Raw genomic sequence first — 21083 nt, 5'->3', positions numbered from 1 at the left:
TCAGCGCATACCCTCTCTGAGGCAGGGAGGACTATCGATGGATCTTTTCAAGCTGGACGGCGATGTCGCGCTGGTCACCGGCGCCGGCAGCGGCATCGGCCAGGCAATCGCGATCGGATTGGCCGAGGCAGGCGCCGACGTCGCCTGTTTCGGCCATGCATCGAAGGGTGGGCTGGACGAAACCGCCCACCGGATCACGGCGCTCGGCCGCAAGGCGCTGGTGCTGACCGGCACGGTGACGTCACCGGGCGATCTCGCGGCGGCGATCGATCGCGTCGAGAGCGAACTCGGTGCGCTGACCGTCGCCGTCAACAATGCCGGCATTGCCGGTTCGGAACCAGCCGAGACGCTGCCGCTGGAGACATGGCAGAAGGTGCACGAGGTCAATGTCGCCGGCGTCTTCCTGTCCTGCCAGGCCGAAGCCCGCAAGATGCTGGCGCGACGCAAGGGCTCGATCATCAACATCGCCTCGATGTCGGGCACTATCGTCAACCGGGGCCTGACGCAGGCGCACTACAACTCTTCGAAGGCCGCCGTCATCCACATGTCGAAGAGCCTCGCCATGGAGTGGGCCGATCGCGGACTGCGCGTCAATGTCGTCAGCCCGGGTTATACGTTGACACCGATGAACAAGCGGCCTGAGGTGGCCGAAGAGGTGAAGATCTTCAAACGCGACACGCCGATGGGGCGGATGGCGGCGCCGGAGGAGATGGTTGGACCGACGGTGTTCCTGGCCAGCCGCGCATCGAGTTTCGTCACCGGCCTCGACCTGATTGTCGATGGCGGCTACGTCTGCTGGTAGGGGTTCGACTTCGCCTGCAGTCTGAATATATACGTCCCGCGAGGCGTTAGACGTTGCGCGGCATGAACCTTGGTATATATAATTTCATCTCATGAAACGGCCTTGGCGAGATGGGGCTTGCCGGGTCGACAGCCGAGAGCAATTCCAGCAAAAGTGCGAAGCGGTTTTGCGTCCGGAATTGCGTAAAAACAAACGGATGGAGCATTGGAGGCGATCGTGTTTCGCCGGAAATGCTCTGGATCATGGGACCTTGATGGCTCGCACCTTGCAGGGCGCCGCAGGACTGGCAATTGATCCGCAGATGATCGCTCGCGCAGCGGTCTGTCGGCAGCCATGACGCTGACACTCCAGTCATACTCCACCATCACCGAAATTGAGCACCATCTTGCCTGCGCTGGCCAAAGCCGGGACAACAATTTGGCGCCGACGGCCTTGCGCGAAGACCAGCCTTTCCAACACAATCAAGAAAAGCCGCAAGAAGGGAACGAACGATAATTTTCACAGCTTGAAGGAGAACAAGCATGTCATTTCGCAGCCAGATCTCGAAACTGTCGATGGGCGCCGTCGCGCTCGCGACACTAAGTCTGCTGACACCGTCCGCCCAGGCCGCCGCTCCGGAATCCAACGATCCGATCAAGATCGCGCTGTTCGACTGGACCAGCGTCAATCTCAACGCCAAGATCCTGGGCGGCATCCTGGAAAAACTCGGCTACACCGTCGAATATCCCACGGCCGACTACCTCTCCAGCCTGACCACCGGTCTCACCAATGGCGATCTCGATGTCGGCCTGGAGTTCTGGGACACGACCGCCGGCGAGGCCATGAAGGCCTCCGATGCGACCGGCCAGACCGAACGGCTGGGCAAGCTCGGACCCAAGGCCAAGGAGGAGTGGTGGTTTCCCGAATACATGAAGGAGAAGTGCCCGGGCCTGCCCAACTGGGAAGCGCTGAAGGACCCGAAATGCGCCGAAGCCTTCTCGACGGCGGAAACCGCACCGAAGGGGCGTTATCTCGGTGGTCCGGTAACCTGGGAAGGTTTTGACGACGAGCGCGTCGAGGCGCTGAAACTGCCCTTCACCGTCATCCATGCCGGCACCGACGCGGCGATGTTCGCGGAGCTGGACTCGGCCTATCAGCGCAAGGCGCCGATCATGCTGTGGATCTATTCGCCGCACTGGGCGCCGGCCAAGTACAAGGGCGAGTGGGTTGAATTCCCCGAATACACGCCCGAGTGCTACAACGACCCGAAATGGGGCGTGAACCCCGACGCCAAATATGATTGCGGCAAGCCGCATGGCGAGATCTGGAAATACTCCTGGTCCGGCATGAAGGACAAATGGCCGGTCGCCTACAAGGTGGCGAAGGCCTACACGATCGACACCGACGAGCTCAACAAGATGAGCGGCGAGATCGATCTCGGCGGCAAGACGCCGGAAGACGTCGCCGCCGCCTGGATCGCAGCCCACGAGGCCGACTGGAAAGCCTGGGCGCAGTGATCGTTCCAACTGGAAAATGAGACCCGGCTGCCTGATCAGCCGGGCCTCACTTCTTGATGTTCCAGAAGGACGTTTGAATGACGAACAAGACTGACCAGGAGCCAAACGCGGCGGGCGCGCCAAAGGATGCCCGCCCGATAAAGCTTGCCTGCCGCAATGTCTGGAAATTGTTCGGATCGAACGCGGCCAGTTTCATCCGCGAACGCGACGGCAAGGCCAGCATGGCCGACGTCACTGCCGCCGGACTGGTCGGCGCGGTGCGCGCCGTCGACCTCGAAATCCGCCAGGGCGAGATCTTCATCATCATGGGCCTGTCGGGCTCCGGCAAGTCGACGCTGGTGCGCTGCATGTCGCGGCTGGTCGAGCCGACCCACGGCAAGGTTGAATTTGAAGGCAAGGACCTGCTGAAAATCTCGGATGCAGCACTGATCGAATTGCGGCGACACCGCATGGGCATGGTCTTCCAGAACTTTGCCCTGCTGCCGCATCTCAACGTGCTGGAGAACATCGCCTTCCCGCTCAGCATCCAGGGGCAGGACCGGCCGACACGCGAGGCACGGGCCCGCGAGGTCATCGAACTCGTCGGCTTGAGGGGGCGCGAGCATTTCTATCCGCGCGAGCTGTCCGGCGGCCAGCAGCAACGTGTCGGCATCGCCCGCAGCCTGGCGACAAAACCGGAAATCTGGTTCCTCGACGAGCCGTTCTCGGCGCTCGATCCGCTGATCCGCCGCGAGATGCAGGACGAGCTGATGCGGCTGCAGACCATGCTGCACAAGACCATCGTCTTCATCACCCATGATTTCGACGAGGCGATAAGGCTGGCCGACCGCATCGCCATCATGAAGGATGGCGAGGTCATCCAGATCGGCACGCCGGAGGAGCTGGTGGTCAATCCGGCGACCGACTATGTCGCCGAGTTCACCCGCGACGTCGACCGCGCCAAGGTGATCTCGGCACGCAGCCTGATGCGCGCCTGCGACGGCTCCGAGCATGGCGGCACCATAGCTCCAGACGCCAAGATCGCCAGCTTCTCGGCCGGTATCGTTGCCGCCAACAAGCCGTTCGCGGTGGTCAACGGCACCGGCAAGCCGATCGGCGAGGTGACGCCGCAAGCGGTGATCGATCTGCTGGCCGGCATCGATCGCTCAAGGGCCGGCGCATGACGGTGACGGCAAGCGCCAGCGAGGCAAGGCCGCGGCCGATTCAGGTCTGGCTGCTGATCTGGGCGTTCGCGCTTGCCGCCGTGCTTGTCGTGTTCCTGCTGCAGGACCGCCTGCCCTGGGCCGTCAACTATCCGGCCAGCGCCGTCGTGCCGGTCGCCGACTGGGTCAGCGCGCTAATGCGCTGGATCAAGTCGAACCTGTCGTGGTTGACCCGCTCGATCACCGCGGTGCTCGGCGTTCCGCTCGATTTCGCGCTCAATCTGCTGGCCAAGAATTTCAAGATCGGCCACGGCGCTGACGCCTATGTCCTGCCGCGCCTGTCCTGGGTCGGCGTCTGCGCTGCCGCCTTCCTCGCCGGACATGCCGTTGGCGGCAGAAAACTCGGCCTGCTGGTTGGCGGCTGCTTCCTCTACATTGCCCTGTTCGGCCAATGGACCAGCGCCATGCTGACGCTGGCGCTGATCTCCATCGCCGTGCCGTTCTGCATCGTCACCGGGCTGTTCGCCGGCATCTGGGCATGGCGCAAGCCATGGGCCGAAAGGCTCATCGTCTCCCCTGCCCTTGACCTGATGCAGACGATCCCGACCTTCGCCTATCTCATCCCGATGCTGCTGCTGTTCGGCAACAGCCCGGTCTCGGCGATGATCGCAACCGCCATCTTCGCCACCCCGCCGATGGTGCGGGCGACGATGCTGGGCCTGTCGCGGGTGCCGTCGGAGATCGACGATTTCAGCGAAATGGCCGGCTGCACGGCGCGGCAGAAACTGTGGCGGGTGCTGCTGCCGTCGGCGCGGCCGACACTGATGATCGGCGTCAACCAGGTGATCATGCTGGCGCTGAACATGGTGATCATCGCTTCGATGATCGGCGCCGGCGGCCTCGGCTACGACGTGCTGCTCGCACTGCGCGCGCTAAAAGTCGGCGAAGCGATGGAAGCGGGTCTCGCCATCGTGGCGCTCGCCATCGCGCTCGACCGGCTGAGCCAGGCCATCGCGCACAGCCAAGCAAAGGGCCATGTCCATCAGGAGATGAGCCCGAGCCTCTGGCGGCGCTACCCCAATCTGACGCTGGCCATCGCCATCCTTGTCGCGACAACGCTGCTCGGCCTGTTCGTGCCCGCCTTCGCGGCGGTGCCGAAAGCGATCACCTTCACCACGGCGCCGCTGTGGAAAGCGGCGGTGAACTGGGTGACGATCAACTTCTTCGACACGATCGAGGCGTTTCGGGTGGCTCTGATCCTCAATGTGCTGAACCCGCTGCGCGCCTTCTGCGAGGGCTTCCCGTGGCTGGGCGCGGTGTTCCTGCTCGGCCTTGCCGGCTATCAGCTCTCCGGCCTGCGGCTGGCAATTCTCGTCGCCGCGCTCACCACCTTTTGCGCCGTCACAGGGCTGTGGGAAAAGACCATGGCGACGGTCTATCTCTGCGGCATCTCGGCCTTCATCGCGTGCCTGATCGGCATCCCCATCGGCCTGATGGCTTCGCGCAGCGACCGCTTCGAGAAGATCGTCACACCGGTCATCGACACGCTGCAGGTGCTGCCGTCCTTCTGCTTCATCATTCCGGTGGTGATGCTGTTTAGGGTCGGCGACGTCACCGCGATGATCGCAACGATAGCCTTCGCCGTGGTGCCGGCGATCCGCTACACCAATCACGGCATCAGGCAGGTACCGCCGGCGCTGATCGAGGCGGCCAAGGTGTCGGGTTGCACGCCGCGCCAGACCTTCTTTCGCGTGCAACTGCCGCTGGCGCTGCCCGAGATCATGCTGGGCGTCAACCAGACGATCCTGATGGCGCTGGCGATGATCATCATCTGCGCCATGGTCGGCACGCGCGATCTCGGCCAGGAAGTGTTCATCGCGCTGTCCAAGGCCGATTCCGGCCGTGGCATCGTCGCTGGTCTCGCCATCGCCTTCATCGGCATCGTCGCCGACCGGCTGTTCAGTGCCTGGACGGCGAAGGCCAGGGCAAGGCTGGGGTAGCCTGCGGCCCGACGCTATTCCGCCGCGACGCCCTTCACCTCGAGATAGCTCTCCATCGAATCGTCGAGCGCCTGCAGCCACGGCGTATGATGCAGCGGCGCCATTGTGCCGGTCATCAGCGAGCGGTAGGCGTGGTCGCGGAAGCTCATAATGTCTTCGCCCTTGTGGTGCTCCCACTCCATGAAGGTCTGGTTGACCGCCTCGACGTCGAAGCCGGGATAATCGGTCTGGTCCATCAATTCCTTGGTGTAGTCGCCCTGGAACCAGATCATCTGCTCGGCGTCTTCGAGCGTCTCCTCACGCGCGCGCCATTTCGCGCCGTGCGCGGCCATCACCTCGGCCGAGGGCAATTTGATGCGACCCATGATGACGTCGCGGGCGAACCAGGCCTGCGCGTCGAACATGTTGAAGGTGTAGAACTGGTCCTGCATGCCGATATAGGAGAGCTGCGGGTTCTTCTCCCAGACGACACCTTCATAGAGATCGAGCGGCCACATGCGGTTGGCGGTCTTGAGCTTCAAATCGTCGGTCAGGAAGGGGAAGGAATGCAGGTAGCCGGTGCACAGGATGATGGCGTCGACACCCCTAGTGGTGCCATCCTTGAAATGGGCGGTCTTGCCGACGACCTTCTGCAGCAGCGGCACTTCCTTCCAGTTGTCAGGCCATTTGAAACCCATCGGCTTCGAACGGTAGCTGGAGGTGATCGATTTGGCGCCGTATTTGTAGCATTGCGAGCCGATGTCCTCGGCCGAATAGGAGCGGCCGATGATCAGGATATCCTTGCCCTTGAACTCCATCGCGTCGCGGAAATCATGGCTGTGCAGAATGCGGCCGTTGAAGGTCGAAAAACCTTCGAAATAGGGCACGTTGGGCACCGAGAAATGCCCGGAGGCGACGACGACATTGTCGAACTCTTCCGAATAGGTGACGTCGTTGGTGCGGTCATGCGCGGTGACGGTGAATTTCTTCGTCTCCTCCGAAAACGTCACCATGCGCACCGGGCTGTTGAAGCGCACCCATTTGCGCAGGCCTGATTTTTCGACGCGGCCCTTGATATAGTCCCACAGCACGGCGCGCGGCGGGTAGGAGCCGATCGGCCGGCCGAAATGCTCCTCGAAAGTGTAGTCGGCGAATTCCAGGCATTCCTTCGGCCCGTTCGACCAGAGGTAGCGGTACATCGAGCCGTGCACCGGGTCGCCATGCTCGTCGAGGCCGGTGCGCCAGGTGTAATTCCACAGGCCGCCCCAGTCGGACTGCTTCTCGAAACAGACGATCTCGGGAATGTCGGCGCCCTTGTCGGCCGCCGACTTGAAGGCCCTGAGCTGTGCCAGGCCGGACGGTCCGGCTCCGATAACGGCAACGCGACTTTTCATGGCAGGCCTCCGATCTGAATTGCTCTTACGAAACAAATTTCACTCACAGGGACAGTAATTGGCCCTTTCGTGCTGTCAACAGCCCTGTGCTGAAACTAGGTTCCGCCGCGGTGGATTTGCTGCAAAAAACCGGACGCGGCCAAACGCCGGATCATGCGCATGCGCCTTCAGGCGACTTGCCGTCGCAGTTGCGCTGCTGTATCGGCACCTGACATGTTCACCTAGAGTGAAATAGATCCGCAGAGTCCCGGGGGCGACATGGCGAAGAAAACTTCCGATTCCAAGGCTGGTCCCGCGGCCGCAAAGGCCAAGCCGCTGCCAAAGGTCTCGGCCGACGGGAAAACCATCCGCGCGCCGCTGACGCAGAACCCGCATGCCATTCGCGACACCCGCGAGAAAGTGCTGGAGGTGGCGATCGGCCGCGAGGTGCGGGCCTTCCGCAAGAAGCTCGGCATCACCGTCGCCGACCTGGCGGTCGCCACCGACATTTCGCTGGGCATGCTGTCGAAGATCGAGAACGGCATCACCTCGCCATCGCTGACCACCTTGCAAGCGCTGTCGCGGGCGCTGGGCGTTCCGGTCACCGCCTTCTTCCGCCGCTTCGAGGAAGAGCGCAGCGCCGTCTTCGTCAAGGCCGGCGAAGGGCTCGATGTCGAACGCCGCGGCACGCGCGCCGGCCACCAGTACAATCTGCTCGGCCATATCGGCTCCAACACCAGCGGCGTCGTTGTCGAACCCTATCTGATCACGCTGACCGAGGATTCCGATGTGTTTCCGACCTTCCAGCATGAGGGCATGGAGTTCCTCTACATGCTCGAAGGCGAGGTCGTTTACCGGCACGGCAGCAACCTCTACCCGATGAAGCCCGGCGACAGCCTGTTCTTCGACGCCGACGCGCCGCACGGACCCGAACAGCTGACGAAACTGCCGATGCGCTATCTCTCGATCATCTGCTATCCGCAGAGCGCGGGCTGAAGAACTCAACGAAGGCCCCTTACCCGGATTGCCAACCGAATTGCGGAGGGCAATTCGGGGCAATCCGACCTCTCCCCGAGGGGAGAGGAGGCTGGCGCCAGCGTTGGCGACCTCTTCTCCCCTCGGGGAGAAGGTGGCCGCGTAGCGGCCGGATGAGGGGGCCCTTGCTCAGTCCGGCCCAAACCCCGGTGATGTCGCACTCCCATCATCCAGCTTCGACAGCCACTCGACCAGCGCCGGGCGATAGCGCGTCAGACCCTTGTAGTTGGCGAGTTCGTCGGGCAGGTCACGGATGACGCGGTGCAGGCGCCGTGCCCATTTTGGCTGCGTCACCAGTTCGTCCATCTTGATCAGATAGCAGCGGATCGGAAAGACGATGCCGTTCGAGCGCGGCAGCCGCCAGAAGCTCTGCAGTTCGACCCGCAGATGCACCTTGTCGCCGACATTCTCCGGCGTCACCGTCGCCCGGTCCGGTCCCCATTTGTGGTAGTTTTCGGGGCTGGTGTCGAGGCGTGGATTGATTGTCATCGTCCAGTTCAGCCGCCGGGCCGGCTTGCCTTGCTGGATGTTGGTGAGGAACTTCAGCGCCCTGACAAAAATCCCCTTCTCATGCGCCAGCGGCACCGGTGCGTGCCATTCGAAGAAGTTCATGCCGATGTCGAAATCGAGCGACCAGTCGGCCTGGGTGGTGACCATGCCGGCATCCATCCACAGATTGCCGTCGCGCTGGTCGAGGATGCAGAAATCGCCCTGGCTCTGCCTGGTGATGTACTCCATCGGCCCGTAAGGCAGCGTCGAGGTGTCGCCGAAGGTAAAGGTGTCGTCGATGCCGAGCGGCCGATTGATCCAGCGCCAGCGATCGCCGTCGCGGGTCAGCGTGAAATGCTCGGGATAGCCCAGCGCCTGCTGCTCCATCAAAAGCTCGAGCAGGTCCCAGCCGGCCAGCGTCATGTGCGGCAGCGACTGGCAGCGCAGCGGATCCTCGGCCAGCACCAGCGCGCGGTCCTGCATCTCGGCGACGTAGTGCTCGTCGACGTCGATCAGGTTTTCCAGCACGCTGCCCTTCGGGCCGACGACATGCGGTTCGATGTTGACCGCATACATGTAGGCGTCTTCGTGGAACGGAAACGGGAACCGCCTGATGTGCTCCGGACTGTTCTTGAAGGTGAAGTCGTCGCGGAACGTTTCCTTGCGAAAGGTGATACCCATGATTTCCTCCTACCGCTCCAGGACCAGCGACCGGCCCTCGAAGCGCGACACGCACGGCATGATCTTGCAACCTGAGCGATGGTCTTCCTCGCTCAGCCAGTGGTCGTTGTGGATGAACTTGCCGTCATACGAGACGACATTGGTCTCGCACTGGCCGCAGACGCCGCCTCGGCAGAGATAGGGTGGATCGACGCCGGCCGCTTCGATCGCCTCGAGCAGACTCTGCTGTTCATCGACGCGGATCGTCTTGCCGCTGACGGCAAGCGTCACATCGAACGGCAGTCCGGGCTGGGGTGCCGCGAAATGCTCGAAATGCACGGTTTCCGCCGGCCAGCCTAGGCTTGCTGCGCGATCGCGCACCCAGTTGATCATGCCGGCCGGGCCGCAAACATAGAGATGTGTGCCGAGCGGCTGCGTCGACAACAACCGGTCGAGTTCGATGCGCTCGTCAAGGTCGTCATGATAGAGCCTGACCCGGCGATCGTAGCGCTCGCGCAGCACATCGGCATAGGTGCCGAGCGATGCAGTGCGGCAGGTGTAGTGCAGCTCGAAATTGCCGCCTTCCGCCGCCAGCTGCGCGGTCTGCGCCATGAACGGCGTAATACCGATGCCGCCGGCCAGCATCAGATGCTTCCTAGCGCGCCGGTCGAGCGAGAACAGGTTGACCGGATAGCTGACCACCATCTCCAGGCCAGGCCGGACATTGCGGTGCATGAACAGCGAGCCGCCGCGGCCGACATCGTCGCGCCGCACCGAGATCGTGTATTCGCGCGTGTCGAGCGGCGAGCCCATCAGCGAATAGGGATTGAGCCTGGTGCGCTCGCCGTCGCGCATTTCGACCACGACGTGGGCGCCGCCGGAAAAGGTCGGCAAAAGCTCGCCGTCGCGCCGGCGGAAATGGAAGCGGGTGACCAGATCGTTGACCGGGACGACATCGCTGACCACGACATCGAGCTTGGTGGTGCCTGTACTCATGGGAAGGCCTCCTCCATCGGAGGAATCTCCGAGCGATCTTCCGCATTGATGCAGACGCCCTGGAAGGCGGCGATGCGCCTGGAATAGTGATCGCGCACCAGCAGCAGCAGGCCGCAATGCGCGCAGGTCGCCGGCTGCGTGGTCACATTCTCGGTGATGCCCTTGCAGTGCACGCATTGCATGCGCCGCGCCAGCGAGCCGCGGTGCTCGGTCTGGATCGAGGTGTGGTCGATGCCGGCTTCAAGCGCCACCTGCATCGCCTGGCCGATCAGGCCTTCGGTGCCCGAGAGATAGAGACGCAAGCCCATATGCGCGTTGGCCAGTGTCTGCCTGAGCCGCGGCAGCAGGCTGGCGAAGGACGGCGCCTGATGAAACTGCGCCGGCTTCAGCGCTTCGAGGGCGGCGATGTGTTTGCCGTCAGGCCCGGGAATGAAGACGATTTCGGAGTCGTCGAAAAATCCGGGCGGCGCCCTCTCGGCGATCTCCGCTATCGCCAGCGCCCCTTCTGCATCCGCGATAAAAAGATGATGCTTGCCGGGTTGCGGAGACAAGGTTCCGTAAACGGGCCGGCTGATGATGCTTTTGGCTACCATTTAAGTCTTCGTGCCTCGAACCCCTCGCTGTCGACTATGCCTCAACCTTTCGCGGTGCGCTTGGTCTTCTTGGGATCGTCGAACGGAAGCGGCTGCGCGGTGGCCTTGATGGCACCGCTCTTGTTGCGGATTTCGAGCTTGGTGTCCTTGACCGCGCAGTCGACGTCGAGGCGGGCGATGCCCATCGATTTCTTGACCAGCGGCGAATACATGGCGCAGGTCACCACGCCGACCTTCTTGCCATCGCGATAGACCGGAGCACCCTCGTCGGCCGGCTCCTTGCCGTCGAGCAGAACGCCATAGATCTTGAAGCGTTCCTTGCCTTTCAGGCGGTAATGCTCCTCGGCGCCCCGGAAGCCCGTCTTGCCGGGGCTGACGGTGAAGTCGAGGCCGAGTTCCCACAGCGTGTCGCCGGGGCCTTCATTGTCGAACGGGTATTTCTGCGAATTGTCGTAGGGGTAGAAGAGCAGATAACTTTCGACCCGCAGCATGTCGAGCGTGGTGAAGCGGCATGGAATGATGCCGGCGCTTTTGCCCTCGTCGAGGATCCTGTCCCAGATCGTGCCGGCATCCTGGCCGCGGCAGAAGATCTCGTAGCCGCGCTCGCCGGTATAGCCGGTGCGCGAGATCATGACGGGCAAGCCGAACAGCTGCGTCTGCATGTGATGGAAGTAGTTGAGGTCGCGGATACCCGGCACGTGCTTGGCCAGGTAGTCGACGGCGGTTGGCCCCTGCAGCGACAAATCGTGCAGATTGTCGTCGAAGCGCAGCGAGACGTCGCGTCCTACCGAAGCACGCTGCAACTCCTCATGGCCGGTGCCCGAACCATGCACGACCATCCATGCATTCGGTCCGGTCCGGTAGAGGATACAGTCGTCGGTGAATTTTCCCGCATCGTTCAGCATGCAGGCATAGGCCGACTTGCCGGGATAGATCTTTTCGACATCGCGCGTCGTCGCTAGGTCGATCAGGTGTGAAGCATGCGGCCCGGTGATGTGGACCTTCTTGAGGCCGGAGACATCCATCAGGCCGGCCTTGGTGCGGATGGCGATATACTCCTCGTCGGCATCCTTGTCGTAGGTCCAGGCGGTTCCCATGCCGCTCCAGTCTTCGAGCTTCGAACCGAGCGCGCGATGGCGATCCGCCAGGGTCGAAAATCTCCAGGATGCCGTCATCCGCTCGTCCTCCGTTTCGAAAATTCTTTAGCTGTTCCCTGCTCCCTGCGCAGCGGCGGGAGCTTTGGCCGAATATTGACCGCAAACCTCCGGGCGCTGCAATACCCATAAGCAATTAATTTCATTGTCAGGCAAAATTCGTCCCGCGAAGCAACGGTTAACCCGACGTAAATCGCGCTTGACAATTGCGGAATTCGGACTGAATTTATGAAAAAAATTTCACTCTGTTGAAAGAGGGCAGCGAGCGGCCAATTCGGGGTCGAGCGTTGGAAAAAGGGGAAAACCGATGTCAGACATGCAGCAGCGCATCGAAGCGCTGTACCGTTCCGACGTGCGCGGATCCGCGCTCCTGATCGTCTGCCTGTGGGCGACGATCCTCTTCGTCCTCCTCATGACATGGCCCTACATCCCGCACAGCGGCATCAAGGCCGTGGTCGCGATCGCCGCCGCCGCCGTGCTGATCTTCAACACCGCGGCGATCCTGGCGATGGTCAAGCACTACAAGGAAGACAAGGAATTCATCTACGGGCTCGATATCAAGAACGCCGACGCGTTCCGCAACCGCAAGTCCTGAGGGGTAGAAGAGATGTCCCGTTACACGCCACCGGAGCAGAGCAAGGCCGGGCAGATATTCGATATCGTCGTCGTCGTGGTCGCCATTTTCGTGGCGCTGTGGCTGCCGCTCAAGATGGGCCTTGCCGGCGCGGCGAAATCCATCGACGCGCTCGACGCCAAGACCTGGGAAGCGCTTGGCCAGAACCCGACCATGGCCTCGATCTGGGAAAAGCTCGGCTACACGCCCGAGACCGCGCACGACATCATCCAGAACCGCTTCCATTATGTCATCGACTGGCCGACGCTGATCATCATGGCTGCGGTGCTGATCGGCTATTTCGTCTTCCTGTTTCGCGCATCCGACCGCGAATATCGCGACGTCATCAACGAAAAATTCGACGACAAATAATCGAGGGACGCACCATGTGGACGGTACTCTCCTACGCATGCTGGGGCATCTCGATCGTGCTTGCCCTGTGGATGCTCTACGACTGGTTCAAGGTCGACACGACCTTCTCCGAAGAGGTGCTGACCTCGTCGCGCGAAGGCGAGCTTGAAGCCGTTTCCGAAAAACACCGGATCTGAGTGGGGATTGAACAATGACGGTCACACTTGAACCGGCAATTCACGGGGACAGGGTTTCCCTGCTCCGCGTGCTTGGCCCGGCCCATGTCTGGGCACTCGGCGTCGGCATCGTTCTCGTCGGCGAATTCACCGGCTGGAATTTTGCCGCCGACAAAGGCGGCGCGCTGGCAGCACTTATCGTCTGCTGGGTCGTTGGATTGCTCTACACCTCGGTCGCGATGATCGATTCCGAAGTCACATCGACCGTCGCCGCCGCCGGCGGCCAATATGCGCAGGCCAAGCACATTGTCGGACCGCTGATGGCGTTCAATGTCGCGCTGTTCCTGGTCTTTGCCTACACCATGCTCGAAGTGTCCGACGCCATCCTGCTCGGCGACACCATCGTCGCCAAGGCGGGGGTCGAAGGGCTCACCCACAATTCCTTCATCGCAGCGACCATCGTCGTGCTGGCGTGGCTGAACTATCGCGGCGTGCTGATGACGCTCAACGTCAACTTCGTCATCACCGCAATCGCCTATATCTCGATCGTCATCCTGTTCTTTTCGGTCAGCCCGTGGACGCAAGGCGCGGTGCTGAAGCTGAACGAACTGGTCACTCCCGGCAATGCGCTCCCCTATGGCTGGATCGGCGTCATCGCCGCCTTCCAGTTCGGCATCTGGTACTATCTCGGCATCGAGGGCACCACGCAGGCCGCCGAGGAAGTGCGCTCGCCCGCCCGCTCGCTGCCTTACGGCACCATGGCCGGCATGATCACGCTTTTGATCGCCGCCGCCATGACCTGGTATGTCTGCGCCTCGATGATGCCGTGGGAGTATCTGGGCATCACCTACTACCCGCTGTGGGACGCCGGCAAGCTGACCGGCAGCCCGCTGCTCGAGAACCTGCTGTTCGTCGCCACGCTGCTTGCCGCACTGGCGTCGGCCAATGGCTGTATCAACGATGCGGCGCGTGCCTGGTTCTCGCTCGGCCGTGACCGCTATCTGCCGACCTGGTTCTCGGCCGTGCATCCGAAATATCGCACGCCCTACCGCTCGATCCTGTTCTTGCTGCCGATCGCGCTGGCCTTCGCCTTCATCGCCGACCTCAACCAGGCGATCACCTTCTCGATCCTGTCAGGCGTGCTGCAATACACGTTCATGAGCATCAACATCATCATGTTCCGCAAGAAGTGGCCGCTGGGCTCGATCCGCCGCGGCTACACGCACCCCTTCCATCCAATCCCGGCCATCGTGCTGTTTTGCCTATGCGTGGTGACCTTCTTCGCCATCTTCCTCGGCTTCGGCTCGCAGCTGATCGCCATGGTCGCCTTCTATTTCCTGATCTCGCTGTGGTTCCATTTCTATCGCTACAAATTCGTGCGGCGCGGTGACCAGTTCACCATGCCGTGGCCGAAGCCGCAGGGTTATTGATGGGAGTAGGCCCGTCCGGATCCCTGGCGGGCCTGGCATGAGAAAATGTCCGAGGTGACATCAGCACTGCTGGCCGGGGCCATTGTCCTGGCTCTCGTCCTCCACCTTGCCTGGCAGGCGCGTGCCAGCCGCAACAGGGCGTCGATGGCGCTCGCCGTCGAGCAGGACCGCATCCGCACTGTCATCACCGACGCAGACAATGTTTCGGAAGGCACCGCCGGCGTCATCACCTGGGAAGGATCGTGGAACAGCAAACGTGTCCAGGTGCGCACCATCGTCGATACGCTGGCGACGCGGAAACTGCCCGCACGCTGGCTTAGTGTTTCGATCACCGAAGAGGTCGCGGTGCCTGCGACGTTCGACATGATGATGCGGCCGGGCTCGCCGACGACCTTCTCCAATTTCGATCATCTTGAGCATACGCTGCCCAAGGCTCCGGGATTTCCTGCCGAGGCGGTGCTGCGCACCGACCGGGGGGCAGCGCGCTTTCCACAAGGCCTCATCGCCAGTCATATCGAGATCTTTTCCGAGGGGCGCGCCAAGGAACTGCTGATCACGCCCAAGGGTATACGCATCGTCTGGCTGCTGGCGGAGGCCGAGCGGGCACGCTATGGCGTTTTCCGGCAGGCCGAATTTGGCGACGCCACACTCGATCCCGCGCTGATCGAAAGACTGCTGGTGTCAGCGTCGGCGCTTCGCGACGCCATCAACAAAAGCGAACGGCAGGCCGCATGACCAATTCCGCCACTGCACCTGCTCCCCCCAGCCCGTATCTGGTTCTCGGCTCGGCAATCGTGCTGCCGGCAAGCGGGCACGTCATTCTGGGTGTGCCGGTGCGCGGCCTTCAGTTCCTCTTCTTCATGGTGATCCTGGCATGGGTCACCGCCAAGATCGCGCCGCCAGACGCCAGCTTTGTTGGTCGTCACGCCGGCGGCTTCCTGATCTATGCCTTGTCGATCCTCGACGCTTACAAGATCGCCCGCATCCGCACCGCCAAATGGGTTCACAATGCCCGGCGAGACAGCGACAGTGCACAAAGCGACATCGAGCCGCATACGTAACTAGAGGAAAATTTTTTTCATATGATTGAATTTATGGGACTCATTCGATACATCATCTCTTAGCTGCAAACGATCTCTTAGCTACAAACGCCGGGAGGCTGACATGTGTGGAATTGTCGGACTGTTTTTGAAGGACAAGTCGCTGGAACCCCAGCTTGGTGCGATGCTGTCGCAGATGCTGATCTCGCTCAGCGATCGTGGACCGGACAGCGCCGGCATCGCCATCTATGGCGCGCCTTCGAAAAATGAAGCCAAGATCACCATCCAGTCGGCCAAGCCGGAGCGCGATTTCCGCGGCCTCGAGGCGGAGCTCGCCAAAGCCATCGGCACGCCGGTGACGATCGCGGTGAAGTCGACCCATGCGGTCGTCAGGACCACGCCCGCCAAGATCGATGAAGCGCGCGAAACCATCCAGGCGCTGCGCCCCGACATCCGCATCATGGGCGCCGGCGACGTTGTCGAAATCTACAAGGAAGTCGGCCTGCCCGAGGCGGTCGTCGATCGCTTCGATGTCCGCAAGATGACCGGCACGCATGGCATCGGCCATACCCGCATGGCGACGGAATCGGCGGTGACGACGATGGGCGCGCATCCGTTCTCGACCGGCGCCGACCAGTGCCTGGTGCACAATGGCTCGCTGTCCAACCACAACAATGTGCGCCGCGAACTGATCCGCGAGGGCATGAAATTCGAGACCGAGAACGACACCGAGGTCGCAGCTGCCTATCTCTCCTCACAGATGGCGCATGGCAAGAACCTCGGCGAGGCGCTGGAAGGCACGCTGAGCGATCTCGACGGCTTCTTCACCTTCGTCGTCGGCACCAAGAACGGTTTTGGCGTGGTGCGCGACCCGATCGCCTGCAAGCCCGCCGTGATGGCCGAAACCGACCAGTATGTCGCCTTCGGCTCGGAATATCGTGCGCTGACCAAATTGCCCGGCATAGACAATGCGAGGGTCTGGGAACCCGAGCCCGCAACCGTCTATTTCTGGGAGCATTGAGTTCATGCCGGCAACCACGCTTTCAAAGACGGCGGCGCATGACCCTCGGGTCTTCGATCTCGATCAGCAGTCGCTGCGCGAACTCAACCAGGCACTGCACAATCTGGCTCCCGGCTCGAATGAAACGGCATGGGAAGTGCTGAACCCGAAAGGCAGTCATTCGGTCGCCGTTGGCGTCGACCAGCCTGTTGCCATCGATGTGCGCGGCAGCGTCGGCTATTACTGCGGCGGCATGAATTCCGGCAGCACGATCACCGTGCATGGCTCGGCCGGCCCCGGCGTCGGCGAGAACATGATGTCGGGCTCGATCACCGTCAAAGGCGACGCCAGCCAGTATGCCGGCGCCACCGGCAAGGGCGGCCTGCTGGTCATCGAAGGCAATGCGTCTTCGCGCTGCGGCATTTCGATGAAGGGCATCGACATCGTCGTGCACGGCAATATCGGCCACATGTCGGCCTTCATGGCGCAGTCGGGCAATCTGGTGGTGCTGGGCGATGCCGGCGATGCGCTGGGCGATTCCATCTACGAGGCGCGGCTGTTCGTGCGCGGCAAGGTCGACAGCCTCGGTGCCGACTGCATCGCCAAGGAGATGCGGGCCGAGCATCTGGACTTGCTGCAGGGCCTGCTCGACCGCGCCGGCGTCACCGGCGTCAAGTCGTCGGAATTCAAGCGCTACGGCTCGGCGCGTACCCTCTACAATTTCAATATCGACAACGCCGACGCGTATTGAGGCAGCATGACCTACAGGAACCCGCCGACGACGCCGCGCAAATCCGCGACCTTCGACGACTATACGCTTTCCGAAATCCGCCGTGCCGCGGCGACCGGCATCTATGATATCCGTGGCGCCGGCGCCAAGCGCAAGCTGCCGCATTTCGACGACCTGTTGTTCCTCGGCGCCTCGATCTCGCGCTATCCGCTCGAAGGCTATCGCGAGCGCTGCGACACCAGCGTGGTGCTGGGCTCTCGCCATGCCAAGAAGCCGATCGAGCTGAAGATCCCGATCACCATCGCCGGCATGAGCTTCGGCTCGCTGTCAGGCCCCGCCAAGGAAGCGCTCGGCCGTGGTGCGACGCTGTCGGGCACCTCGACCACCACGGGCGATGGCGGCATGACCGAGGAAGAGCGTGGCCATTCCAAGCAGTTGGTCTATCAATATCTGCCGTCGCGCTACGGCATGAATCCACGCGATTTGCGCCGGGCCGATGCGATCGAAGTCGTCGTCGGCCAGGGCGCCAAGCCGGGTGGCGGCGGCATGCTGCTTGGCCAGAAGATCTCCGACCGCGTCGCCGAAATGCGCACGCTGCCGAAAGGCATCGACCAGCGCTCGGCCTCGCGCCACCCGGACTGGACCGGGCCCGACGATCTCGAGATCAAGATCCTCGAACTGCGCGAAATCACCGACTGGGAAAAGCCGATCTACGTCAAGGTCGGCGGCGCGCGTCCCTACTATGACACCGCGCTTGCGGTGAAGGCCGGCGCCGATGTCGTCGTCGTCGACGGCATGCAGGGCGGCACCGCCGCGACCCAGGAAGTGTTCATCGAAAATGTCGGTATGCCGACGCTTGCCTGCATCAGGCCGGCGGTGCAGGCGCTGCAGGACTTGGGCATGCACCGCAAGGTGCAGCTGATCGTCTCCGGTGGCATCCGCAACGGCGCCGATGTCGCCAAGGCGCTGGCGCTCGGCGTCGACGCGGTCTCGATCGGCACGGCCGCCCTTGTCGCGCTCGGCGACAACGATCCCCGCTGGGAGGCGGAGTATAACGAGCTCGGCACCACGGCCGGCGCCTATGACGACTGGCACGAGGGCCGCGACCCGGCCGGCATCACCACGCAGGACCCCGAATTGATGAAGCGGGTCGACCCGGTGGCCGCCGGACGCCGGCTGGCGAACTACCTCAAGGTGATGACGCTGGAAGCGCAAACCATAGCGCGTGCCTGCGGCAAGAACAGCCTGCACAATCTCGAACCCGAGGATCTCGTCGCGCTGACGATCGAGGCAGCCGCCATGGCCGGCGTGCCGCTGGCCGGCACCAACTGGATACCGGGGAAGAACGGCTTCTAATCAACGAAGGGCCGAAGCCCACACGCTCTGGGGCCAACAATCGACAAAAAATGGGGAACTTCCGTGACAGCTGATCTTGCAGAATTCGCAAGGGCGAAAAACGTCAAATATTTCATGATTTCCTACACTGACCTGTTCAGTGGCCAGCGTGCCAAGCTGGTGCCGGCACAGGCAATCGCCGACATGCAGAAGGACGGCGCCGGTTTTGCCGGGTTCGCCACCTGGCTGGATCTGACGCCAGCACATCCCGACATGCTGGCGGTGCCGGATCCGGATTCGGTGATCCAGCTGCCGTGGAAGCCGGAGGTCGCCTGGGTCGCGGCCAACTGCATCATGGACGACAAGGAGGTCGACCAGGCGCCGCGCAACACGCTGAATCGGCTGATCGCGGAAGCAGCCAGCGACGGCATGCACGTCAAGACCGGCGTCGAGGCCGAGTTCTTCCTGATCTCGCCCGACGGCAAGACGATTTCCGACGAATACGACACGGCCTCAAAACCCTGTTACGACCAGCAAGCGGTGATGCGCCGCTATGACGTCATCGCCGAGATCTGCGACCACATGCTGGCGCTCGGCTGGGGCGCCTATCAGAACGACCACGAGGACGCCAACGGCCAGTTCGAAATGAACTGGGCCTTCGACGACGCGCTGGCGACCGCCGACAAGCACTCGTTCTTCAAGTTCATGGTCAAGTCGATTGCCGAAAAGCATGGCCTGCGCGCCACCTTCATGCCCAAGCCCTTCCAGGGCCTGACCGGCAATGGCTGCCATGCCCATATCTCGGTGTGGGACAAGGCCGGCAAGACCAACGTCTTCGCCGACAATTCGATGGAGCTTGGCCTGTCGGCCAAGGGCAGGAATTTCCTCGGCGGCATCATGAAGCATGCCTCCGCGCTGGCCGCGATCACCAACCCGACGGTCAATTCCTACAAGCGCATCAACGCGCCGCGCACGATCTCCGGCGCGACCTGGGCGCCGAACACGGTGACCTGGACCGGCAACAACCGCACCCACATGGTGCGCGTGCCCGGCCCCGGCCGCTTCGAGCTGCGACTGCCGGATGGCGCTGCCAACCCCTATCTCCTGCAGGCAGTCATCATCGCGGCCGGGCTCGACGGCATCCGCTCGAAGGCCGATCCCGGCAAGCGCTACGACATCGACATGTACCAGCACGGCCATACGGTGAAGGGCGCGCCGAAGCTGCCCCTCAACCTCCTCGACGCCTTGCGCGAGTTCGACAAGGACAAATCGCTCAAGGCGGCGCTGGGTGAGGAATTCTCGTCGGCCTACCTAAAGCTGAAGCACCAGGAATGGAATTCCTATGCTTCGCACTTCACGCAATGGGAGCGCGACCACACGCTGGATATCTAGTCGACCCAGCGGTGCGAGCGACCTCGGAATGACCGTATGAAATATTCTATCTTCTCGCTCGCCCGCGCCGCCCTGTCCGGCCACAAGAACTGGCAACGCACCTGGCGCGACGCCACGCCGAAGGACCGCTACGACGTGGTGATCATCGGCGGCGGCGGCCACGGGCTGGCCACCGCCTGGTTCCTGGCCAGCGAGTACGGCATCAAGAATGTCGCCGTGCTCGAAAAAGGCTGGATCGGCTCCGGCAATGCCGGCCGCAACACCACCATCATCCGCTCCAATTACGGTCTTCCCGGCAACACCGGCTTCTACGAACTGTCGATGAAGCTGTGGGAGCGGATGGAGCAGGACCTCAACTACAATGCGATGGTCAGCCAGCGCGGCGTCATCAACCTCTACCATTCCGACGCGCAGCGCGACGCCTATGCGCGGCGCGGCAACACCATGCGCATCAACGGCATCGACGCGGAACTGCTCGACCTCGCCGCCGTCAGGAAGATGATACCGTTCCTGAACTTCGACAATGCGCGCTTTCCCGTGCAAGGCGGGCTCTTGCAGCGGCGCGGCGGCACGGCGCGTCACGATGCGGTGGTCTGGGGCTACGCGCATGCGGCGAGCGCACTCGGCGTCGACATCATCCAGAATTGCGAAGTCACCGGTTTTGTCAGGGACGCCAATGGCAAGGTGACCGGTGTCGAGACCTCGCGCGGCAAGATCGGCGCCGGCAAGGTCGGCATGGCGGTCGCCGGCAGTTCGTCGCGCGTCGCGGCGATGGCCGGTCTGCGCCTGCCGATCGAAAGCCACGTGCTGCAGGCCTTTGTATCGGAAGCGATCAAGCCGCTCATTCCCGGCGTCATCACCTTTGGCGCCGGCCATTTCTATGTCAGCCAGTCCGACAAGGGCGGGCTGGTCTTCGGCGGCGATATTGACGGCTACAATTCCTACGCCCAGCGCGGCAACATGCCTGTGATGGAGGACGTCTGCGAGGGCGGCATGGCGCTGATGCCGATGATCGGCCGCGTGCGCCTGCTGCGCCAGTGGGGCGGCATCATGGACATGTCGATGGACGGCTCGCCGATCATCGACAAGACGCCGGTCGACGGGCTCTATATCAACGCCGGCTGGTGCTATGGCGGCTTCAAGGCGACACCGGGCTCCGGCTTTGTCTTTGCCCATCTTCTGGCCCGCGATGTGCTGCACGAAGAGGCGGCGCGATTCCGCCTCGACCGGTTCCGGACCGGCGCCATGATCGACGAAAAGGGCCAGGGCGCCCAACCGAACCTGCATTGAAGGCGGT

Annotated in this window: 21 protein-coding genes; 16 read left to right on the top strand and 5 right to left on the bottom strand. The window is 62.6% G+C overall.

The window, feature by feature from the left end:
- The first annotated feature begins 37 nt into the window (after window positions 1–37).
- From FCU66_RS27565 to FCU66_RS27545, 4 genes are all read left to right on the top strand, one after another.
- Window positions 38–802 carry an SDR family oxidoreductase gene (locus FCU66_RS27565; RefSeq protein WP_136621549.1) on the top strand — a complete coding sequence of 255 codons (765 nt, stop codon included), beginning with the start codon at window positions 38–40 and terminating at the stop codon, window positions 800–802.
- 521 nt (window positions 803–1323) lie between these two features.
- Entirely contained in the window at window positions 1324–2298 is a 975-nt protein-coding gene (locus FCU66_RS27555) for an ABC transporter substrate-binding protein (RefSeq protein WP_136621551.1), read from the top strand.
- A gap of 77 nt (window positions 2299–2375) precedes the next feature.
- The gene (locus tag FCU66_RS27550; RefSeq protein WP_136621552.1) at window positions 2376–3461 is read left to right on the top strand and encodes a quaternary amine ABC transporter ATP-binding protein; all 1086 of its coding nucleotides are present in this window, start codon (window positions 2376–2378) and stop codon (window positions 3459–3461) included.
- On the top strand, window positions 3458–5440 hold the full coding sequence (locus FCU66_RS27545) for an ABC transporter permease (protein ID WP_136621553.1): 1983 nt from the start codon (window positions 3458–3460) through the stop codon (window positions 5438–5440). Before FCU66_RS27550 ends, FCU66_RS27545 begins: the two co-directional genes overlap by 4 nt.
- Window positions 5441–5454: 14 nt before the next feature.
- On the opposite strand, the gene FCU66_RS27540 is transcribed toward FCU66_RS27545, so the two are convergent.
- The gene (locus FCU66_RS27540) at window positions 5455–6813 is read right to left on the bottom strand and encodes an NAD(P)-binding domain-containing protein (protein ID WP_136621554.1); all 1359 of its coding nucleotides are present in this window, start codon (window positions 6811–6813) and stop codon (window positions 5455–5457) included.
- 258 nt (window positions 6814–7071) lie between these two features.
- On the opposite strand from FCU66_RS27540, the gene FCU66_RS27535 reads away from it, so the two are divergent.
- A complete protein-coding gene (locus tag FCU66_RS27535) occupies window positions 7072–7788 on the top strand; it encodes a helix-turn-helix domain-containing protein (protein ID WP_136621555.1) in 717 nt (238 codons plus the stop codon).
- Between the two features lie 168 nt (window positions 7789–7956).
- On the opposite strand, the gene FCU66_RS27530 is transcribed toward FCU66_RS27535, so the two are convergent.
- Genes FCU66_RS27530 through FCU66_RS27515 form a run of 4 tightly spaced genes read right to left on the bottom strand, consistent with a single transcriptional unit; the run spans window position 7957 to window position 11740 of the window.
- Window positions 7957–8997 (bottom strand): heme-dependent oxidative N-demethylase family protein, encoded by a 1041-nt coding sequence (locus tag FCU66_RS27530; RefSeq protein ID WP_136621556.1) that lies wholly within the window; start codon window positions 8995–8997, stop codon window positions 7957–7959.
- Between the two features lie 9 nt (window positions 8998–9006).
- Window positions 9007–9972 carry a PDR/VanB family oxidoreductase gene (locus tag FCU66_RS27525; protein ID WP_136621557.1) on the bottom strand — a complete coding sequence of 322 codons (966 nt, stop codon included), beginning with the start codon at window positions 9970–9972 and terminating at the stop codon, window positions 9007–9009.
- The gene (locus FCU66_RS27520; RefSeq protein WP_136621558.1) at window positions 9969–10565 is read right to left on the bottom strand and encodes a dimethylamine monooxygenase subunit DmmA family protein; all 597 of its coding nucleotides are present in this window, start codon (window positions 10563–10565) and stop codon (window positions 9969–9971) included. Before FCU66_RS27520 ends, FCU66_RS27525 begins: the two co-directional genes overlap by 4 nt.
- A gap of 41 nt (window positions 10566–10606) precedes the next feature.
- Window positions 10607–11740 (bottom strand): aminomethyl transferase family protein, encoded by a 1134-nt coding sequence (locus tag FCU66_RS27515; protein ID WP_136621559.1) that lies wholly within the window; start codon window positions 11738–11740, stop codon window positions 10607–10609.
- 286 nt (window positions 11741–12026) lie between these two features.
- Between FCU66_RS27515 and FCU66_RS27510 the strand changes: the two genes are divergently transcribed.
- From FCU66_RS27510 to FCU66_RS27460, 11 genes are all read left to right on the top strand, one after another.
- Window positions 12027–12314: a hypothetical protein gene (locus tag FCU66_RS27510; protein WP_013532898.1), complete on the top strand. Its 288-nt coding sequence runs from the start codon at window positions 12027–12029 to the stop codon at window positions 12312–12314.
- A 12-nt stretch (window positions 12315–12326) separates the two neighbouring features.
- Window positions 12327–12704 (top strand): hypothetical protein, encoded by a 378-nt coding sequence (locus FCU66_RS27505; RefSeq protein WP_111546925.1) that lies wholly within the window; start codon window positions 12327–12329, stop codon window positions 12702–12704.
- Window positions 12705–12718: 14 nt separating this feature from the next.
- Window positions 12719–12880 (top strand): hypothetical protein, encoded by a 162-nt coding sequence (locus FCU66_RS27500; RefSeq protein ID WP_023759014.1) that lies wholly within the window; start codon window positions 12719–12721, stop codon window positions 12878–12880.
- Window positions 12881–12894: 14 nt separating this feature from the next.
- On the top strand, window positions 12895–14289 hold the full coding sequence (locus FCU66_RS27495) for an APC family permease (RefSeq protein ID WP_136621560.1): 1395 nt from the start codon (window positions 12895–12897) through the stop codon (window positions 14287–14289).
- 45 nt (window positions 14290–14334) lie between these two features.
- Window positions 14335–15024 carry a hypothetical protein gene (locus tag FCU66_RS27490; protein ID WP_168992137.1) on the top strand — a complete coding sequence of 230 codons (690 nt, stop codon included), beginning with the start codon at window positions 14335–14337 and terminating at the stop codon, window positions 15022–15024.
- Entirely contained in the window at window positions 15021–15350 is a 330-nt protein-coding gene (locus FCU66_RS27485; protein ID WP_136621561.1) for a hypothetical protein, read from the top strand. The genes FCU66_RS27490 and FCU66_RS27485 overlap by 4 nt, the downstream gene beginning before the upstream one ends.
- Before the next feature lie 103 nt (window positions 15351–15453).
- Entirely contained in the window at window positions 15454–16350 is an 897-nt protein-coding gene (locus FCU66_RS27480; RefSeq protein ID WP_136621562.1) for a class II glutamine amidotransferase, read from the top strand.
- A 4-nt stretch (window positions 16351–16354) separates the two neighbouring features.
- Window positions 16355–17080 carry a GltB/FmdC/FwdC-like GXGXG domain-containing protein gene (locus FCU66_RS27475; protein ID WP_136621563.1) on the top strand — a complete coding sequence of 242 codons (726 nt, stop codon included), beginning with the start codon at window positions 16355–16357 and terminating at the stop codon, window positions 17078–17080.
- A 6-nt stretch (window positions 17081–17086) separates the two neighbouring features.
- Window positions 17087–18415 carry an FMN-binding glutamate synthase family protein gene (locus tag FCU66_RS27470; protein WP_127255237.1) on the top strand — a complete coding sequence of 443 codons (1329 nt, stop codon included), beginning with the start codon at window positions 17087–17089 and terminating at the stop codon, window positions 18413–18415.
- 63 nt (window positions 18416–18478) lie between these two features.
- Window positions 18479–19786 (top strand): type III glutamate--ammonia ligase, encoded by a 1308-nt coding sequence (gene glnT, locus FCU66_RS27465; RefSeq protein ID WP_136621564.1) that lies wholly within the window; start codon window positions 18479–18481, stop codon window positions 19784–19786.
- A 36-nt stretch (window positions 19787–19822) separates the two neighbouring features.
- Window positions 19823–21076, top strand: a complete 1254-nt coding sequence (locus FCU66_RS27460; RefSeq protein WP_136621565.1) for a sarcosine oxidase subunit beta family protein — start codon at window positions 19823–19825, stop codon at window positions 21074–21076.
- The last annotated feature ends 7 nt before the right edge of the window (window positions 21077–21083 follow it).

The sequence above is a fragment of the Mesorhizobium norvegicum genome, from assembly GCF_004919685.1.
Lineage (GTDB): Bacteria > Pseudomonadota > Alphaproteobacteria > Rhizobiales > Rhizobiaceae > Mesorhizobium > Mesorhizobium norvegicum.
The sequence above is the reverse complement of the archived record's forward strand: the minus strand, read 5'-3'. Positions and strand labels throughout refer to the sequence as shown.

What these genes read in the sequence shown, in the direction of transcription:
- FCU66_RS27460 (WP_136621565.1), top strand. Translation starts at nt 19,823, where the DNA reads ATGAAATATTCTATCTTCTCGCTCGCCCGCGCCGCCCTGTCCGGCCAC.
- FCU66_RS27510 (WP_013532898.1), top strand. Translation starts at nt 12,027, where the DNA reads ATGTCAGACATGCAGCAGCGCATCGAAGCGCTGTACCGTTCCGACGTG.
- FCU66_RS27495 (WP_136621560.1), top strand. Translation starts at nt 12,895, where the DNA reads ATGACGGTCACACTTGAACCGGCAATTCACGGGGACAGGGTTTCCCTG.
- FCU66_RS27545 (WP_136621553.1), top strand. Translation starts at nt 3,458, where the DNA reads ATGACGGTGACGGCAAGCGCCAGCGAGGCAAGGCCGCGGCCGATTCAG.
- FCU66_RS27525 (WP_136621557.1), bottom strand. Translation starts at nt 9,972, where the DNA reads ATGAGTACAGGCACCACCAAGCTCGATGTCGTGGTCAGCGATGTCGTC.
- FCU66_RS27565 (WP_136621549.1), top strand. Translation starts at nt 38, where the DNA reads ATGGATCTTTTCAAGCTGGACGGCGATGTCGCGCTGGTCACCGGCGCC.
- FCU66_RS27515 (WP_136621559.1), bottom strand. Translation starts at nt 11,740, where the DNA reads ATGACGGCATCCTGGAGATTTTCGACCCTGGCGGATCGCCATCGCGCG.
- FCU66_RS27535 (WP_136621555.1), top strand. Translation starts at nt 7,072, where the DNA reads ATGGCGAAGAAAACTTCCGATTCCAAGGCTGGTCCCGCGGCCGCAAAG.
- FCU66_RS27485 (WP_136621561.1), top strand. Translation starts at nt 15,021, where the DNA reads ATGACCAATTCCGCCACTGCACCTGCTCCCCCCAGCCCGTATCTGGTT.
- FCU66_RS27530 (WP_136621556.1), bottom strand. Translation starts at nt 8,997, where the DNA reads ATGGGTATCACCTTTCGCAAGGAAACGTTCCGCGACGACTTCACCTTC.
- FCU66_RS27500 (WP_023759014.1), top strand. Translation starts at nt 12,719, where the DNA reads ATGTGGACGGTACTCTCCTACGCATGCTGGGGCATCTCGATCGTGCTT.
- FCU66_RS27505 (WP_111546925.1), top strand. Translation starts at nt 12,327, where the DNA reads ATGTCCCGTTACACGCCACCGGAGCAGAGCAAGGCCGGGCAGATATTC.
- FCU66_RS27475 (WP_136621563.1), top strand. Translation starts at nt 16,355, where the DNA reads ATGCCGGCAACCACGCTTTCAAAGACGGCGGCGCATGACCCTCGGGTC.
- FCU66_RS27470 (WP_127255237.1), top strand. Translation starts at nt 17,087, where the DNA reads ATGACCTACAGGAACCCGCCGACGACGCCGCGCAAATCCGCGACCTTC.
- FCU66_RS27540 (WP_136621554.1), bottom strand. Translation starts at nt 6,813, where the DNA reads ATGAAAAGTCGCGTTGCCGTTATCGGAGCCGGACCGTCCGGCCTGGCA.
- FCU66_RS27480 (WP_136621562.1), top strand. Translation starts at nt 15,454, where the DNA reads ATGTGTGGAATTGTCGGACTGTTTTTGAAGGACAAGTCGCTGGAACCC.
- FCU66_RS27555 (WP_136621551.1), top strand. Translation starts at nt 1,324, where the DNA reads ATGTCATTTCGCAGCCAGATCTCGAAACTGTCGATGGGCGCCGTCGCG.
- FCU66_RS27490 (WP_168992137.1), top strand. Translation starts at nt 14,335, where the DNA reads ATGTCCGAGGTGACATCAGCACTGCTGGCCGGGGCCATTGTCCTGGCT.
- FCU66_RS27550 (WP_136621552.1), top strand. Translation starts at nt 2,376, where the DNA reads ATGACGAACAAGACTGACCAGGAGCCAAACGCGGCGGGCGCGCCAAAG.
- FCU66_RS27520 (WP_136621558.1), bottom strand. Translation starts at nt 10,565, where the DNA reads ATGGTAGCCAAAAGCATCATCAGCCGGCCCGTTTACGGAACCTTGTCT.